The organism is Modestobacter sp. NPDC049651 (assembly GCF_040659695.1).
Classification (GTDB): Bacteria; Actinomycetota; Actinomycetes; order Mycobacteriales; family Geodermatophilaceae; genus Modestobacter.
Window position 1 is genome coordinate 349,182 of the sequence record NZ_JBFAOG010000002.1, and the last position, 14,744, is coordinate 363,925.

At 76.5% G+C, this 14,744-nt stretch carries 14 protein-coding genes; 9 read left to right on the forward strand and 5 right to left on the reverse strand.

Annotated features, from left to right (window positions below; all coding sequences use genetic code 11):
- Positions 1-55 precede the first annotated feature (55 nt).
- The 3 genes from nucS to AB0J00_RS05035 all read left to right on the forward strand — a co-directional run bounded on the left by nucS (position 56) and on the right by AB0J00_RS05035 (position 2,864).
- Entirely contained in the window at positions 56-727 is a 672-nt protein-coding gene (gene nucS, locus AB0J00_RS05025) for an endonuclease NucS (RefSeq protein ID WP_357741042.1), read from the forward strand.
- Positions 728-838: 111 nt separating this feature from the next.
- Positions 839-2,515 carry a 3-hydroxybutyryl-CoA dehydrogenase gene (locus AB0J00_RS05030; RefSeq protein ID WP_357741045.1) on the forward strand — a complete coding sequence of 559 codons (1,677 nt, stop codon included), beginning with the start codon at positions 839-841 and terminating at the stop codon, positions 2,513-2,515.
- Positions 2,516-2,519: 4 nt separating this feature from the next.
- Entirely contained in the window at positions 2,520-2,864 is a 345-nt protein-coding gene (locus AB0J00_RS05035; protein ID WP_357741048.1) for a hypothetical protein, read from the forward strand.
- On the opposite strand, the gene AB0J00_RS05040 is transcribed toward AB0J00_RS05035, so the two are convergent.
- The 5 genes from AB0J00_RS05040 to mce all read right to left on the reverse strand — a co-directional run bounded on the left by AB0J00_RS05040 (position 2,858) and on the right by mce (position 7,376).
- Positions 2,858-3,430 (reverse strand): class F sortase, encoded by a 573-nt coding sequence (locus tag AB0J00_RS05040; protein WP_357741051.1) that lies wholly within the window; start codon positions 3,428-3,430, stop codon positions 2,858-2,860. The genes AB0J00_RS05035 and AB0J00_RS05040 overlap by 7 nt on opposite strands.
- 80 nt (positions 3,431-3,510) lie before the next feature.
- The gene (locus AB0J00_RS05045; protein ID WP_357741054.1) at positions 3,511-4,365 is read right to left on the reverse strand and encodes a DUF4397 domain-containing protein; all 855 of its coding nucleotides are present in this window, start codon (positions 4,363-4,365) and stop codon (positions 3,511-3,513) included.
- Positions 4,366-4,451: 86 nt separating this feature from the next.
- Positions 4,452-5,318 carry a hypothetical protein gene (locus AB0J00_RS05050; protein ID WP_357741057.1) on the reverse strand — a complete coding sequence of 289 codons (867 nt, stop codon included), beginning with the start codon at positions 5,316-5,318 and terminating at the stop codon, positions 4,452-4,454.
- Between the two features lie 66 nt (positions 5,319-5,384).
- Positions 5,385-6,845 carry a hypothetical protein gene (locus AB0J00_RS05055; protein ID WP_357741059.1) on the reverse strand — a complete coding sequence of 487 codons (1,461 nt, stop codon included), beginning with the start codon at positions 6,843-6,845 and terminating at the stop codon, positions 5,385-5,387.
- Positions 6,846-6,923: 78 nt separating this feature from the next.
- Positions 6,924-7,376 carry a methylmalonyl-CoA epimerase gene (gene mce, locus AB0J00_RS05060; RefSeq protein WP_357741062.1) on the reverse strand — a complete coding sequence of 151 codons (453 nt, stop codon included), beginning with the start codon at positions 7,374-7,376 and terminating at the stop codon, positions 6,924-6,926.
- Between the two features lie 266 nt (positions 7,377-7,642).
- Between mce and AB0J00_RS05065 the strand changes: the two genes are divergently transcribed.
- The 6 genes from AB0J00_RS05065 to AB0J00_RS05090 all read left to right on the forward strand — a co-directional run bounded on the left by AB0J00_RS05065 (position 7,643) and on the right by AB0J00_RS05090 (position 14,720).
- Entirely contained in the window at positions 7,643-8,851 is a 1,209-nt protein-coding gene (locus AB0J00_RS05065) for an acetyl-CoA C-acetyltransferase (protein ID WP_357741065.1), read from the forward strand.
- Positions 8,848-9,858, forward strand: coding sequence for a methylmalonyl Co-A mutase-associated GTPase MeaB (meaB, locus tag AB0J00_RS05070; RefSeq protein ID WP_357741068.1), 1,011 nt, complete (start codon positions 8,848-8,850; stop codon positions 9,856-9,858). Before AB0J00_RS05065 ends, meaB begins: the two co-directional genes overlap by 4 nt.
- A 36-nt stretch (positions 9,859-9,894) precedes the next feature.
- The gene (locus tag AB0J00_RS05075; protein ID WP_357741071.1) at positions 9,895-11,367 is read left to right on the forward strand and encodes an NAD(P)/FAD-dependent oxidoreductase; all 1,473 of its coding nucleotides are present in this window, start codon (positions 9,895-9,897) and stop codon (positions 11,365-11,367) included.
- Positions 11,368-11,410: 43 nt separating this feature from the next.
- Complete coding sequence (locus tag AB0J00_RS05080) at positions 11,411-11,959, forward strand: MarR family transcriptional regulator (RefSeq protein WP_357741074.1); 549 nt, start codon at positions 11,411-11,413, stop codon at positions 11,957-11,959.
- 22 nt (positions 11,960-11,981) lie between these two features.
- Complete coding sequence (locus AB0J00_RS05085; RefSeq protein ID WP_357741076.1) at positions 11,982-13,673, forward strand: methylmalonyl-CoA mutase family protein; 1,692 nt, start codon at positions 11,982-11,984, stop codon at positions 13,671-13,673.
- A 132-nt stretch (positions 13,674-13,805) separates the two neighbouring features.
- Positions 13,806-14,720 carry a tetratricopeptide repeat protein gene (locus AB0J00_RS05090; RefSeq protein WP_357741078.1) on the forward strand — a complete coding sequence of 305 codons (915 nt, stop codon included), beginning with the start codon at positions 13,806-13,808 and terminating at the stop codon, positions 14,718-14,720.
- Positions 14,721-14,744: the final 24 nt, after the last annotated feature.

A 14,744-nucleotide genomic window follows, 5' to 3' on the forward strand; every position in this document is an offset into this window, starting at 1 on the left:
AGGATGCCGCATCCGCGGAGGGGGCCGCCGCGGCGGACGGGTAGCGTGCTGGCCCGTGCGCCTGGTCATCGCCCGCTGCTCGGTCGACTACATCGGCCGGCTCACCGCCCACCTGCCGATGGCGACGCGGCTGCTGCTCGTCAAGGCCGACGGGTCGGTGTCCATCCACGCCGACGACCGCGCCTACAAGCCGCTGAACTGGATGACCCCGCCGTGCACGCTCAAGGAGGAGCTGACCGACGGCGCGGGCACCTGGACGGTCACGAACAAGGCCGGTGAGCAGCTGGTCATCACGATCGACTCGGTCGAGCACGACCACCGGCACGACCTGGGCATCGACCCGGGGCTGCAGAAGGACGGCGTGGAGGCCGACCTGCAGCGGCTCCTGGCGCTGCACGTGGAGACCTTCGGCGAGGGCTGGTCGCTGGTCCGCCGCGAGTACCCGACCGCGATCGGCCCGGTCGACCTGCTCTGCCGGGACGCCGACGGCGCGACCGTCGCGGTCGAGATCAAGCGGCGCGGGGAGATCGACGGTGTCGAGCAGCTCACCCGGTACCTGGAGCTGCTCAACCGCGATCCGCTGCTGGCCCCGGTGAAGGGCGTGTTCGCCGCCCAGGAGATCAAGCCGCAGGCCAAGGTGCTCGCGGCCGACCGCGGCATCGACTGCCTGGTCGTCGACTACGCCGTGCTCAAGGGCACCGACGACCCCACCCAGCGCCTCTTCTGAGCCCGGGTGGAGTCCCGGCGCTCGGGCAGCGGTGCGCTGGGACTCCACCCGGGGGGCCCGCGGCCGGGTGGGAGACTGCTGCCGACCACCGGAGCACAGGAGGACGGCAGCGTGGCCAGAGAACTGACCCAGGTCGGCGTCGTGGGGCTGGGCACCATGGGCGCCGGCATCGCCGAGGTGTTCGCCCGGGCCGGCCTGTCGGTGACCGCTGTCGAGGTGGGCGACGCCGCGCTCGAGCGCGGCCGCGAGCACGTGCTGACCTCCACCGGCAGGGCGGTCGCGCGCGGCAAGCTCGAGGAGTCCGAGCGGGACGCGGTCCTCGGCCGGATCCGGTTCACCACCGCGATGACCGACCTCGCCGAGGCGGAGCTGGTCGTCGAGGCGGTCCCCGAGCGGGTGGAGCTCAAGGCCGGCGTCCTGCACACCCTCGACGAGGTGTGCCCGCCCGGCACGATCCTCGCGACGAACACCTCCAGCCTGTCGGTGACCGAGCTGGCGGTGACCACCGGCCGCCCGGGCAGGGTCATCGGGATGCACTTCTTCAACCCCGCGCCGGTCATGGAGCTGGTCGAGGTGGTGCGCACCGTCGTCACCGAGCCGTCGGTCGTGGCGGACGTCGAGGCGCTGGCCGCCCGGCTGGGCAAGGTCGACGTGACGATCGGCGACCGCGCCGGGTTCGTCGCCAACGCGCTGCTGTTCGGCTACCTCAACCACGCCGTCGCGATGTTCGAGTCGCGGTACGCAAGCCGCGAGGACATCGACGCGGCCATGCGCCTGGGCTGCGGTCTGCCGATGGGCCCGCTCGCGCTGCTGGACCTGATCGGCATCGACACCGCCCACGAGATCCTGCTGACCATGTACCGGCAGTCGGGCGACCGGCTGCACGCGCCGAGCCCGGTGCTCACCCAGATGGTGACCGCGGGGCTGCTCGGCCGGAAGGTCGGGCGCGGCTTCTACACCTACGCCGGGCGCGGCTCCGCCGAGGTGGTGCCCGACGCGCGGACCCCCGCACCCGGTGCTGCAGCCGCGGGGGCCCGGCCGGTGCGCTCGGTCGGCGTCGTGGGCTCCGGGACCGTGGCCGCCGGCATCGCCGAGGCGGCGGGCCGGGCCGGGTTCGACGTCACCGTCGTGGCGGGCGCGCCCGACGAGCGGCTCGCCGACGCCGACCTGGTGGTCGTGGAGGCCGTCGAGGACCGGGACGACGAGGACGCGCTGTTCGCCGCGCTCGGGGCGGTCGCCCGGCCGGGAGCGGTGCTGGCCACCACGACGTCCCGCCGGCCGGTCATCGAGCCGGCGGTGGCCAGCGGGCGGCCCGGCGACGTCGTCGGCCTGCACCTCCCGGGCCGGCACCCCGCCGGCCCCGCGCCGCTCGGCCGGCTGGTCGAGGTGGTCTCCACGATCGCCACGGACGCCGATGTCACCGCCACCGGCCACGCGGTCGCCGAGGCGCTGGGCGCGCACGCCGTCGACTGCGCCGACCGCGCCGGGTTCATCGTGGACGCGCTGCTGTTCCCCTACCTGAACGACGCGGTGCGGATGCTCGAGGCGCACTACGCCACCGCAGACGACATCGACGCCGCGATGACGCTCGGCTGCGGCTACCCGGTGGGCCCGTTCGCGCTGCTGGACGCCGTGGGGCTCGACGTCGCGCTGGCCGTCCAGCGGCAGCTGCACGCCGAGTCCCGCGAGCCGGGCCTCGCGCCCGCGCCGCTGCTGGCGCACCTGGTCACCGCCGGCCGCGTGGGGCGCGCCGCCGGGCGCGGCTTCCGCGACCACACCGCGCGCTGACGTCGTGCCCCGCCGCGGCCGCTCCTCCTCGGGGCGCTCCTCCTCCGGCCGGTCCGGCCCGTCCCGGCGCGGGGCGGCCGGCGCCCGGTCCACCGGCGGCTGGCAGCCGCCGGTGGAGGAGGCCGCGGACGGCGACTGGGTGGTGCGGCAGGTGTCGGGTGCGGCGACCGACAAGACCTACCGCTGCCCCGGCTGCGACCAGGAGATCCGGCCCGGCACCCCGCACGTGGTCACCTGGCAGGCGTACGCCCGCGACTCCGACCTCGACCCGTGGGACACCGACTCGGCGATGGACTGGCGGAGGCACTGGCACACCGCCTGCTGGCGCTCCCGCAACCGCCGTCACTGAGCCAGCCGCGCGTACACCACCACGTTGTCCAGGTAGCTGCGGCGGGAGCGGTCGAAGGCGCCGCCGCAGGTGACCAGGCGCAGCTGCGGGTCGGCCGTCGGCCCGTAGACCTCGTCGGTGGCGAAGCGGTCCTTGGCGTACCGGGCGACCCGGGTGACGGCGAACTGCACGGTGCGCCCGTCGCTGCGCTCGACGGTGACCCGGTCGCCGGGCCGCAGCTCGTCGAGCCGGAAGAACACCGCGGGACCGCGGTAGGAGTCGACGTGACCGGCGAGTACCGCCGGGCCGACGTCCCCGGGCACCGGGCCGGCGGCGAACCAGCCGGCCCGGGCGAAGTCGGTGGGTGGCACGAGCGCGCCGCCGGCGTCGACGCCGAGGTCGACGAGGTCGCTGTCGACGCCGATCGCCGGGATGGTCACCCGCACCGGGCGGGCCGGGTCGGCGGAACCGGCCGCGGCGAGCACCACCGGAGCGGGGGGCACCTCCGCCCGCGCCGCCGGGGCCTGCCGGTCCTGGTGCCGCGGGTCCCCGACCAGCGCCACCACCCCGGCGGCGACCGCGAGCACGGCCAGCGCCCAGCGGGTCCAGCGCAGCGCGCGGCGGGGTGGACGGCGGTGCCGTCCGCCCGGGGGGTCGGTGCCGTCGGTCAGCGGGCCGCGTGCCGGGCCGGCCGGCCGCGGCGGGGCAGCCGGAACCGGGTGGTCAGCGCCAGGCCCAGCACTGCCACCGTCAGCACGACCAGGGCGATCCGGCCGACGGGCGCGCCCGCGGGGGCCGTGCCGCCCGCGCCGGTCTCGACGCCGCCGACCGGCACGACGCCGGGGCTCGCGGCGTCCAGCGCCGGCTCCACGGCCAGCCCGCCGCCGTCGCGGTCGAGGACCAGCAGCGTGTAGACCGATCCGTCGGCGAGCTGCACCGGCAGCTGCGCGCCCCCGCCGACGGTCAGCGTGCTGGCCCCGCCGGGGACGTCGACGTAGTCGGTGGTCTTCGCGAAGGCCAGCCCGCCGGCCAACCGGGTGCCGCCGTCGAGGGACAGGTCCAGCGACGGGGTGCCGGCGGCGGCGTTGACCACCCGCACCCGGGTCTGCCCGGCCGGGGGCGGGGTCAGGTCGTCGGGCAGGACGGCGAAGCCCAGCTCCGCGAACCGGCCGACACCGGCGACGGTGGTCGCGGTGCCGGCGGCGACGGTCACCGTGCTGGCCAGCACCGGTGGGGACTGCGGGTCGGCTCCCGCAGCGCGGGCGCTCACCGTGTACGTCCCGGCGGGCACCGACCGGTAGGCCGAGACGTCGCCGTAGCTGACGGCCGGCAGCACGACGCCGACGTCCGGGTCGGACACCGAGTCGATGTACGCGTCGACCGAGGGGGTGTCCGGCGAGAGGTGCATCATCCGGACCAGCCCGGTGTCGTCCGACGGCGCGGCGGCCGCGGGGGACAGGCCGAGCGCCGCGAGGCCCGCGCAGAGCACGGCGAGCAGGGCGCCGCGGGTGAGCCGGGCCATGTGGTGCCTCCTCGGGCGGGGACGGGGTGCACCAGGCTTACCCGTGGGAGCCGACCGGCGCATCCCGACCGGCGCGCCGCGGGTCATCATCCCCCGGCCCGGTCGACCAGCCCGTCGGGGTCCGGGTCGAACCGGTAGGCCACCCGCAGCCCGCCGTCGACCGGCTCGACCGAGTCCGGCGCCAGCGGGGCCCGCTGGGCGGCCAGCCAGGCCCGCAGCTGCTCCCGCGCCGCCGGGTCGCCGGTCAGCGCCGCCCCGTCGAAGGCATCCAGGACGGCGACCCGGCGGAGCACCCCGTCGTCCTCGCCGGGCACCACCGGGAGATCGGCCACCCCCACCCCGGCGCGAGCGGTGACCCCCGCCAGCAGCCACACCAGCCGCGCGTCGACCCGGCCCTCGCGCAGCAGCTCGGCCACCGCGGGGTCGGCGGTGGTCCGGGGGTTGGCCAGCAGCGCGTCGGCCAGGTCGCGGCGCCGGGTGACCTGCTGCTCGGGCGGGCGCTCCGGCTCCCGGACGTCGACCTGCAGCGCCTCGTCGCCGCGGCCGAACCGGGCCAGCGGCGCGCTGCCGGCGGGCGGCGGTCCGGTGCCGATCGCCAGTGCCGCGTCGCCGTCCGCGGGGGTCAGCAGCTCGGTGGGTGCGCCGGCCGCGCGCAGGGTGGCGGTGACCGCGGGGTCCGCTGCCAGCCGGGTGCCCGGCGGCAGCTGCCCGGCCGCCCAGTCGAGCAGCTCCCGCGCCGGACCCGACGCGGGAGCCGGACGGCCGTCGAGGGCCGGACGGTCCTCCGGGGCGTCGTCGCCCGGGCCGGTCAGCAGCGCCGCGACCACCGCGGCGACCGCGACCAGCGCTCCGGCGGCGGCGAGCAGGCCGCGCCGGCCGGACAGCGCGGCCCGCAGCCGCGCGGCCACCGGCGGGCGGCGGGCCAGGTGCCGCGGGGAGACGCGGCCACGCACGGTTGCGACCCTGGCACGCGGGGTCGGCTACGGCCACCGGGACCCCGCCCGGCGGCCCCGGCGGGCTCAGCCCTGCGGGGTGGGCCCGCTCGTCGGGGTGGGAGCGGCCTGCGGCTGGACCCGGGTGGCGGGCACGGCCTGCTGCTGGGGTGCCGCCTGCTGCTGGGGAGCGGCCTGCTGCTGGGGCACGGCCTGCTGGGGCACGGCCTGCTGGGGCGCGGCCTGCTGCTGGGGGGCGGGCTGGACCGCGGGCCGCGGGGCCTGCTGGGCAGGGGTGGTCGGCTGGGCGACGGGCGCCTGCTGCGGCCGGGGTGCCTGCTGCGGCGCCGGGGCCTGCGGGGCAGCGGCCGGCCGCTGCACCTGCTGCGGAGCCGGCGCCTGCTGCTGCGCCGGTGCCTGCTGCGCGGGCTGCGCGGCCTTCGTCGCGCCGGTCTGCGGCGCCGGGGCCTGAGCCGGGGCCTGAGCCGGAGCCGGAGGCTGCGCCGGGGCCTGGGCCTGCGGGCGGGCCTGGGCCGGCGCGGCAGGCTGCTGGGTGGCCGGCTTGGCCGTGGTCACCACGGTGGCGTCGGCACCGCCCGGCCGGGGCGCGGGCTGCTGGCCGGCCTGCGCGGGCTGGGCCGGCTGAGCCGCCTGCGCGGGCTGGGCCTTCGGCGCCGGCGTGCGGTCGGAGAGGTCCGGCAGCGTCGCCAGGATCTCGCGGACCCCGGTCAGCCGGCGGGTGAGCTCGTCGCGCACCTCGCGGACGGCGGCCGCCCGGGCCTCGGCGTCCTGGACCGTGCGGGCCGCGCGCGCGTCGGCGTCGGCGACGGTGCGGGTGGCCTGCTCCTCGGCCGCGGCGACGCGCTGCTGGGCCGCGGCGGTCGAGACCCGCTGGCGCTCCTCGTCCTGCCGGGCGGCCTCGGTGCGCCGCGCCCGCTGCGCGATCTCGAAGTCCTCGTCGACCTTCTCCCGGCGGGCCTGCGCGTCGGCCTCGAGCCGGGTGGCCCGCTCCTTCGCCATCGTGACCAGCTCGTCCGCGCGCGCCTGCGCCTTCACCGCGATCTGCTCGGCGTGCTGGCGGGCCTCGGCGACGACGCGCTCGGCCTCCGCGCGCGCGGCCGCGGCCCGCTCACCCAGGGCGCGCTCCTCGCCGGCCACCCGCTCGCGCACGGCCTCGGCCTCGGCGGCGACCGCCGCGCGCAGCTGCCCGGCGTGCTCCTCGGCTGCCCGGCGGATCTCGGCGGACTCCTCCTCGGCCAGCCGCAGCATGTTCGAGATGCGCTCGCCCATGCTCTCGAACGACGGGGCGCCCGCGCTCGCGACCCGGCGGCGCAGCTGCTCGACCTCCCCCTGCAGCGCGGAGAGCTGGCCACCGAGCTCGGAGGCGCGGCCCACGGCGGCGTCCCGGTCGGCGAGCGCGACCCGCAGGTCGGCGTCCAGCCGCTCGATGGTCTCCGCGACCTGGTGCCGGTCGTAGCCGCGCAGGACCACGTCGAAGGTGGCCGTGCCCTCGCGGTACGCCAGCATGTCGTGGCGGGGGTCGCTCATGGCCTCATCCTCGCAGAGCCGGGGCGCCCGGTCAGCACCTCCCAGCGACCTCCCAGGCGTCCCCCCGCGTGCGCCGGTTCAGTGCGCGGCGGCCGGTTCCACGAGCTCGACCAGCACACCGCCGGCGTCCTTGGGGTGCACGAAGTTGACCCGGCTGCCGGCCGTGCCGCGGCGCGGGGTGTCGTAGAGCAGGCGCAGGCCGCGCTGCCGCAGCGCCGCGCTGACCGCCTCGACGTCGGTCACCCGGAAGGCCAGCTGCTGCAGCCCGGGGCCGGAGCGGCCGATGAACTTCGCGATCGTCGACTCGGGCGTGAGCGGGGCGAGCAGCTGGATCCGGGTGGTGCCGTCGCCGACGGCGAGCATCGCCTCGTGCACGCCCTGCTCCTCGTTGACCTCCTCGTGCACCGAGGTGATGCCGAAGGCCAGCTCGTAGAAGGCGATCGCCTCGCGGAGGTCGGGGACGGCGATGCCGACGTGGTCGATGGTGGTGAACAGCTCGGCCGGCAGGCCGGTCTGCGCGTTCTCGGTCATGCGCCGCATCCTGCCGCCGGGCCTCCTCCGCGGGCACCCGGGTGCCCGGGCGGGGACCCGCCGCCCGGGGCAGGGGACGGCGGGTCCGCCCCGGGTTCGGTCCCCGCGCACCCCCCGGATGCCGGCAGTGACCTCTGTCACCGCCGGGGCTCGGCCGCCGGGGCGCCGCCCTATCCTGGGAGGGCTCGTGGCGCCCGTCGGTGCGCGCGCGGCGACGGACCGAGACGGCTGCCAACGGAGGTGGCCGGAGCTCCCTGGAGGCACTGATGACCCAGTCCGCACAGCCCCGCTCGGTGATCGTCGGTGGTGCCCGCACCCCGATGGGCCGGCTGCTCGGCTCGCTGAAGGAGTTCTCCGCCGCCGACCTCGGCGGCGTGGCGATCAAGGCGGCCCTGGAGCGCGCCGGCATCTCCGGCGACCAGGTCGACTACGTGATCATGGGCCAGGTCATCCAGGCCGGGGCCGGACAGAACCCGGCGCGGCCGGCCGCGGTCGCCGGTGGCATCCCGATGTCGGTGCCGTCGTTCACGCTGAACAAGGTCTGCCTGTCCGGCCTCGACGCGATCGCGCTGGCCGACCAGCTCATCCGGGCCGGCGAGTTCGACGTCGTCGTCGCCGGCGGCATGGAGTCGATGACCCGGGCGCCGCACCTGCTGCCCGGCAGCCGCACCGGCACCAAGTTCGGGGACGTCTCGCTGGTCGACGCGATGGCCCACGACGGCCTCACCGACACCTTCGACCAGGTGGCGATGGGCGCGCTGACCGAGCAGTCGAACTCCCGGTACGGGCTGACCCGCGAGGAGCAGGACGCCTTCGCCGCCGCCAGCCACCAGAAGGCCGCGCTCGCGCAGAAGAACGGCCTGTTCGACGACGAGATCACCCCGGTGCTCATCCCGCAGCGCCAGGGCGACCCCGTCGAGTTCCGCGACGACGAGGGCATCCGCGCCGACACCACCGCCGAGTCGCTGGCCCGGCTCAAGCCCGCCTTCGCGCCGGACGGCACGATCACCGCGGCGTCCGCCTCGCAGATCTCCGACGGCGCCTGCGCGGTCGTGGTCATGTCCGCGGCCAAGGCCGCCGAGCTGGGCTGCACCGTCCTCGCCGAGATCGGCGCGCACGGCGTCGTCGCCGGCCCGGACGCCACCCTGCAGACCCAGCCGTCGCGGGCGATCGCCAAGGCCTGCGCCCGCGAGGGGATCGACCCCGCCACCCTCGACCTGGTCGAGCTCAACGAGGCCTTCGCCGCGGTCGGCATCGTCTCCACCCGCGAGCTCGGCATCGACCCCGAGAAGGTGAACCCCAACGGCGGCGCGATCGCCCTGGGCCACCCGGTCGGGATGAGCGGTGCCCGCATCGTGCTGCACCTGGCGCTGGAGCTGGGCCGCCGCGGCGGCGGGGTCGGCGCGGCCGCGCTGTGCGGTGGCGGTGGCCAGGGCGACGCGCTCATCCTGCACGTCCCCGCCCGCGCAGCGTGACCGCAGGCGCCGGCGTCCCCGCCGTCCGCTCCGGACGGCGGGGACGGCGGGCGGCCGACGTCCCCGCGCTGGTCGCCGGCGCCCGGGACGGCGACGCCCGCTCGGTGGCCCGGCTGATCTCGCTGGTCGAGGACGCCAGCCCGCTGCTGCGCGAGGTCGCCACGGCGCTGGCCCCGCACACCGGCGGCGCCCGGGTCCTCGGCCTCACCGGCCCACCGGGCGTGGGGAAGTCGACGACCACCACCGCGCTGGTCCGCGCCTTCCGCGCCGCCGGCCGGCGGGTCGGGGTGCTGGCGGTCGACCCGTCGTCCCCGTTCTCCGGCGGCGCCCTGCTCGGCGACCGGGTGCGGATGCAGGACCACGCCGGCGACCCCGGCGTCTACATCCGCTCGATGGCCTCCCGCGGGCACCTCGGCGGGCTGGCCTGGGCGACGCCGCAGGCGCTGCGGGTGCTCGACGCGGCCGGCTGCGACGTGGTGCTGGTCGAGACCGTCGGGGTGGGGCAGTCGGAGCTCGAGGTCGCGTCGCTGGCCGACACCACGCTGGTGCTGCTCGCGCCGGGGATGGGGGACGGCGTCCAGGCGGCGAAGGCGGGCATCCTCGAGGTGGCCGACGTCTTCGTCGTGAACAAGGCCGACCGGGACGGCGCCGACCAGACGGTGCGCGACCTGCGCTCGATGCTGTCGCTGGGCGGCCGGCACAGCGCGGCCGGCGCGTGGCGGCCGCCGATCGTGAAGACCGTCGCCGCGCGCGACCGCGACAACGGCGTCGACGAGCTGGTGGCCCGCCTCGACGAGCACGCCGCGTGGCTGGCCTCCTCCGGCGAGCGGGAGCGCCGGCGGCTCGAGCGCGCCACCCGCGAGGTCGAGGCGATCGCGGTGGCGGGCCTGCGGGAGCGGATGGGCGACGTCGGCGGGTCCGCGGCGCTGGCGGCGCTGGCCGCCCAGGTCGCCGCCGGCGAGCTCGACCCCTACACCGCCGCCGACGCGCTCGTCGCGCAGCTCTGATCTGCACCCGCTCGGGCGGGCGGGCAGGATGACGGGGTGAACGGGACCCCGGACGCCGTCGTCGTCGGAGCTGGACCCAACGGCCTGGCCGCCGCGCTGCGGCTGGCCGCCGCGGGGCTGTCGGTGCGGGTGGTGGAGCGCGGGGAGCAGGCCGGTGGCGGGCTGCGCACCGAGGAGCTGATGCGCCCGGGCTACAAGCACGACGTCTGCTCGACGGTGCACCCCATGGCCGCCACGGCGCCGTTCTTCCGGGAGTTCGACCTCGCGTCGCGCGGCGTCCGGCTGCTGCAGCCGGAGATCAACTTCGCCCACCCGCTGGACGGCGGCCGCGCGGCGCTGTCCTTCCACGACCTGGACCGCACCGCCGACGGCCTGGGCCGGGACGCCGCGGCCTACCGCCGGCTGTTCGGCCCGCTGCTGCGGCACGCGGACGACATCACTGACTTCTTCCTCACCTCCGCGTTCCGCCGGCTGCCGCTGCGGGGTGCCCCGGCCATCGCCAGCTTCGGGCTGCAGGGGCTGCCGAACGTCAGCTCCCTGGCCAACCGGTACTTCTCCGACGACACCGCCAAGGCGCTGGTCGCCGGCGCCGCGGCGCACGGGATGCTCGACCTGTCCCGGGCGCTGACCGCCGCGCTGGGCATGTTCCTGGGCATGCTGTCCCACCACCAGGGCTGGCCGCTGGTCGAGGGCGGCTCGCAGGCGCTCGCCGACGCGATGGTGACCGCCCTGGAGCAGCAGGGCGGCGAGGTGGTCACCGGGCACGAGGTCACCGACCTGCGCGAGTTCGCCGGCGTCCCGGCGGTGCTGCTCAACACCTCACCCGGCGCCTTCGTGGCGATGGCCGGCAACCAGCTGCCCGAGGGTTACCGGCGCTGGGTGCGCAGGTACCACCACGGGCCCGGCGTGTTCAAGATGGACTGGATCCTCTCCGAGCCGGTGCCGTGGGCCAACCCCGACGTCCGGCGGGCCGGCACCATCCACGTGGCCGGCACGATCGAGGAGACGGTCGCGGGGGAGGCGGCGCCGGCGCACGGCCGGCTCGCCGACAAGCCCTACGTGCTCGCCGTCCAGCCGACCGTCGTCGACACGAGCCGGGCGCCGGAGGGCGGGCACGTGTTCTGGGCGTACGTGCACGTGCCGCACGGCTCGACGGTCGACATGACCGAGGCGATCGAGGCGCAGATCGAGCGGTTCGCGCCCGGCTTCCGCGACACGATCGTCGAGCGGCACACCATGCACGCCGGCGAGATGGAGCACTGGAACCCCAACGACGTCGGCGGGGACATCTCCAACGGCGAGGCGTCGCTGCGGCAGATGCTGGCCCGCCCGGTGCCGCGCTGGAACACGTACAAGACCCCGATCACCGGCACCTTCCTCGCCTCGGCGGCCACCCCGCCCGGGCCCGCGGTGCACGGCCAGTGCGGCGACAACGCCGCGCAGGTCGCGCTGCGCGAGGTCTTCGGCATCCGTCGGACGCCGCGGCTGAAGCCGGCCCCGGCTGCCTGACGCCCGGTGGGGTGCCCGGGGCGGCCAACTAGCCTGTCTGGTCATGGTCCGACCCCTGGGGCTCCCGTTCGACCCGATCGACAAGGCCGGGCAGACGTGGGAGCAGCGGTTCGGCCCCGCGGCCGCGATGCGCGCGGCGACGTCGGTGTTCCGCGTGCAGCAGATCCTGCTCGCCCGGTTCGACGAGGTGCTGCGCCCGCACCGGCTCACCTTCGCCCGCTACGAGGTGCTGGTGCTGCTCACCTTCTCCCGCCGCGGCGAGCTGCCGCTGAAGGTGATCGGCAGCCGGCTGATGGTGCACCCGACCAGCGTCACCAACGCGATCGAGCGCCTGGTGGCCGCCGGCTACGTGTCCCGCCGGCCCAACCCGGCCGACGGCCGCGGCGTGCTGGCGGCCATCACCGACGCCGGCCGGGACGTCGTCGAGCAGGCCACCGCCGCGCTGACCGCGCTGGAGTTCGGCCTCGGCGACCTGCCCGACGCGGAGCTGGGCACCCTGTTCGAGCTGCTCAAGCGGGTGCGGCTGGGCGCCGGCGACGTCGCCGGCAGCGAGCTCGCGGCCGACACCCCGGCGAGCGGTGACAGCAACTAGTAGGACCTCCTAGCATCGGCGCATGGGCACCGATGCGGGCAGCGCCGCCCGTCGCCGCTGGGAAGAGCGCTTCGCCGCCGCGCAGGCCGCCGGGAAGGTCCGGGACGCCGACTTCACCACGCTGTCCGGGCTGACCGTGGAGCCCGCGTACGGGCCGGCCGACGAGACCGCCGTCCCCGGCTTCGAGCGGATCGGCTGGCCGGGGGAGTTCCCGTTCACCCGCGGCCTGCACGCCACCGGCTACCGCGGCCGGGCGTGGACGATCCGCCAGTTCGCCGGCTTCGGCAACGCGCGGCAGACCAACGAGCGGTTCCGGTCGCTGCTGGCCGCCGGCGGCGGCGGGCTGTCGGTCGCCTTCGACATGCCGACGCTGATGGGCCGCGACTCCGACGACCCGCGCGCGCTCGGCGAGGTCGGGCACTGCGGGGTCGCCGTCGACTCGGCCGCCGACATGGACGTGCTCTTCGACGGCATCCCGCTCGAGGGCACCACCACGTCGATGACGATCAGCGGCCCCGCCGTCCCGGTGTTCTGCATGTACCTGGTGGCCGCCGAGCGCCAGGGTGCCGACCTCGGGAAGCTCAACGGCACGCTGCAGACCGACATCTTCAAGGAGTACATCGCGCAGAAGGAGTGGCTGTTCGCGCCCGAGCCGCACCTGCGCCTGATCGGCGACCTGATGGAGTACTGCGCGCGGGAGATCCCGGCGTACAAGCCGCTCAGCGTCTCCGGCTACCACATCCGCGAGGCCGGCTCGACCGCCGCGCAGGAGCTGGCGTACACGCTCGCCGACGGCTTCGCCTACGTCGAGCTGGGGCTCGCCCGCGGCCTGGACGTCGACGTGTTCGCGCCGGGGCTGTCGTTCTTCTTCGACGCGCACATCGACTTCTTCGAGGAGATCGCCAAGTTCCGCGCGGCCCGCCGCATCTGGGCGCGCTGGCTGCGCGACGTCTACGGCGCGCGCACCGAGAAGGCGCAGCAGCTGCGGTTCCACACCCAGACCGCCGGTGTCTCGCTCACCGCGCAGCAGCCGGACAACAACATCGTCCGGACGGCGGTCGAGGCCCTGGCCGCGGTGCTCGGCGGCACCAACTCGCTGCACACCAACGCCCTGGACGAGGTGCTCGCGCTGCCCAGCGCCAAGGCCGCCCAGATCGCGCTGCGCACCCAGCAGGTGATCATGGAGGAGACCGGCGTCGGCAACGTGGCCGACCCGCTCGGCGGCTCCTGGTACGTCGAGGCGCTCACCGACGCCCTGGAGGCCGAGGCGGAGCGGGTCTTCGCGCAGATCCGCGAGATGGGCAGCGACGGGTCGATGACCAGCGGCATCCTGCGCGGCATCGAGGACGGCTGGTTCACCGGGGAGATCGCCGAGGCCGCGTTCGTCTACCAGCGGGCCCTGGAGAAGGGCGACAAGAAGGTCGTCGGGGTGAACACGCTGACCGGCTCGGTCGAGGGCGACGACCAGCTGGAGATCCTGCGGGTCAGCCACGAGGTGGAGCGCGACCAGCGGGCCGAGCTCGCGGAGCGACGGCGCACCCGCGACGACGCCGCCGCCCGGGCCGCCGTCGTCCGGATGGTCGAGGTGGCCCGGACGAACGAGAACATGGTGCCGGCGATGCTCGAGGCCGTCCGCGCGGAGGCGACCCTCGGGGAGATCTGCGACGCCCTGCGCGCCGAGTGGGGCACCTACACCGAGCCCGCCCGCTTCTGAGCCCGGCTGTTCGCCGGTGGCGGACCGCCGACCGCGCGGCGACGCTCCCGGGCCGCCGGTGGGATGATCGAGGTCATGCAGCCCAACCGTCCCGCTCGTACCGATCCCCGCGCCGCTGCGCAGCAGGCCCGGATGGCGGCCTCGCTCGCCGGCGCGGTCGACCTGGCCGCGGTCCAGGCGCGCAACGAGGCGGCGGCCCGCGCCGCGGCCGCCCCGCCGCCGAGCGCCGCCGCCCCCGCGGGTGCGCCGGGCAGCGCGGTCGTCGACGTCACCGAGGCGACCTTCCAGTCCGAGGTGCTCGACCGCTCCTTCCAGGTGCCGGTCGTGCTGGACCTGTGGGCCGAGTGGTGCGGGCCGTGCAAGCAGCTGTCGCCGGTGCTGGAGCGGCTGGCCGCCGAGGGCGGTGGCGCGTGGGTGCTGGCGAAGGTCGACGTCGACAGCAACCCGGCGCTGGCCCAGGGGCTGCGCGTGCAGGGCATCCCCGCGGTCAAGGCCGTGTGGCAGGGGCAGCTGGTCGCCGAGTTCACCGGCGCCATCCCGGAGGAGCAGGCCCGGCAGTTCGTCACCGAGCTGGTCGCGGCCACCACCGGCGGGGCGGTGCCCGGTGCCGGCGCCCCCGACGAGCTCGTCGAGGCCGACGACCCGCGGCTGGACGAGGCGGAGGCCGCGCTCGACCGCGGTGACCTCGCCGCCGCCGAGGCCGCCTACCAGGCGATCCTGGCCGCCGAGCCCACCCACGAGGTCGCCGGCCTGGCGCTGCGCCAGGTGCAGCTGTTCCGGCGGGCGGAGGAGGCCGGGCCCGACGCCCTCGCCAAGGCCGACGCCGCCCCCGAGGACGTCGCCGCGCAGACCCGCGCCGCCGACTTCCTGCTCGGCACCGGCGAGGTCGACGCCGCGTTCGAGCGGCTGCTCGCGGTCGTCCGGCGCACCAGCGGTGAGGACCGCGACCAGGCCCGCCAGCACCTGGTCGAGCTGTTCGGCATCGTCGGTGACGACGACCCCCGGGTCGGCCCCGCCCGCCGCGCCCTGATGACCGCCCTGTTCTGACGGGCCCAGCGTTGATCAGGTGAC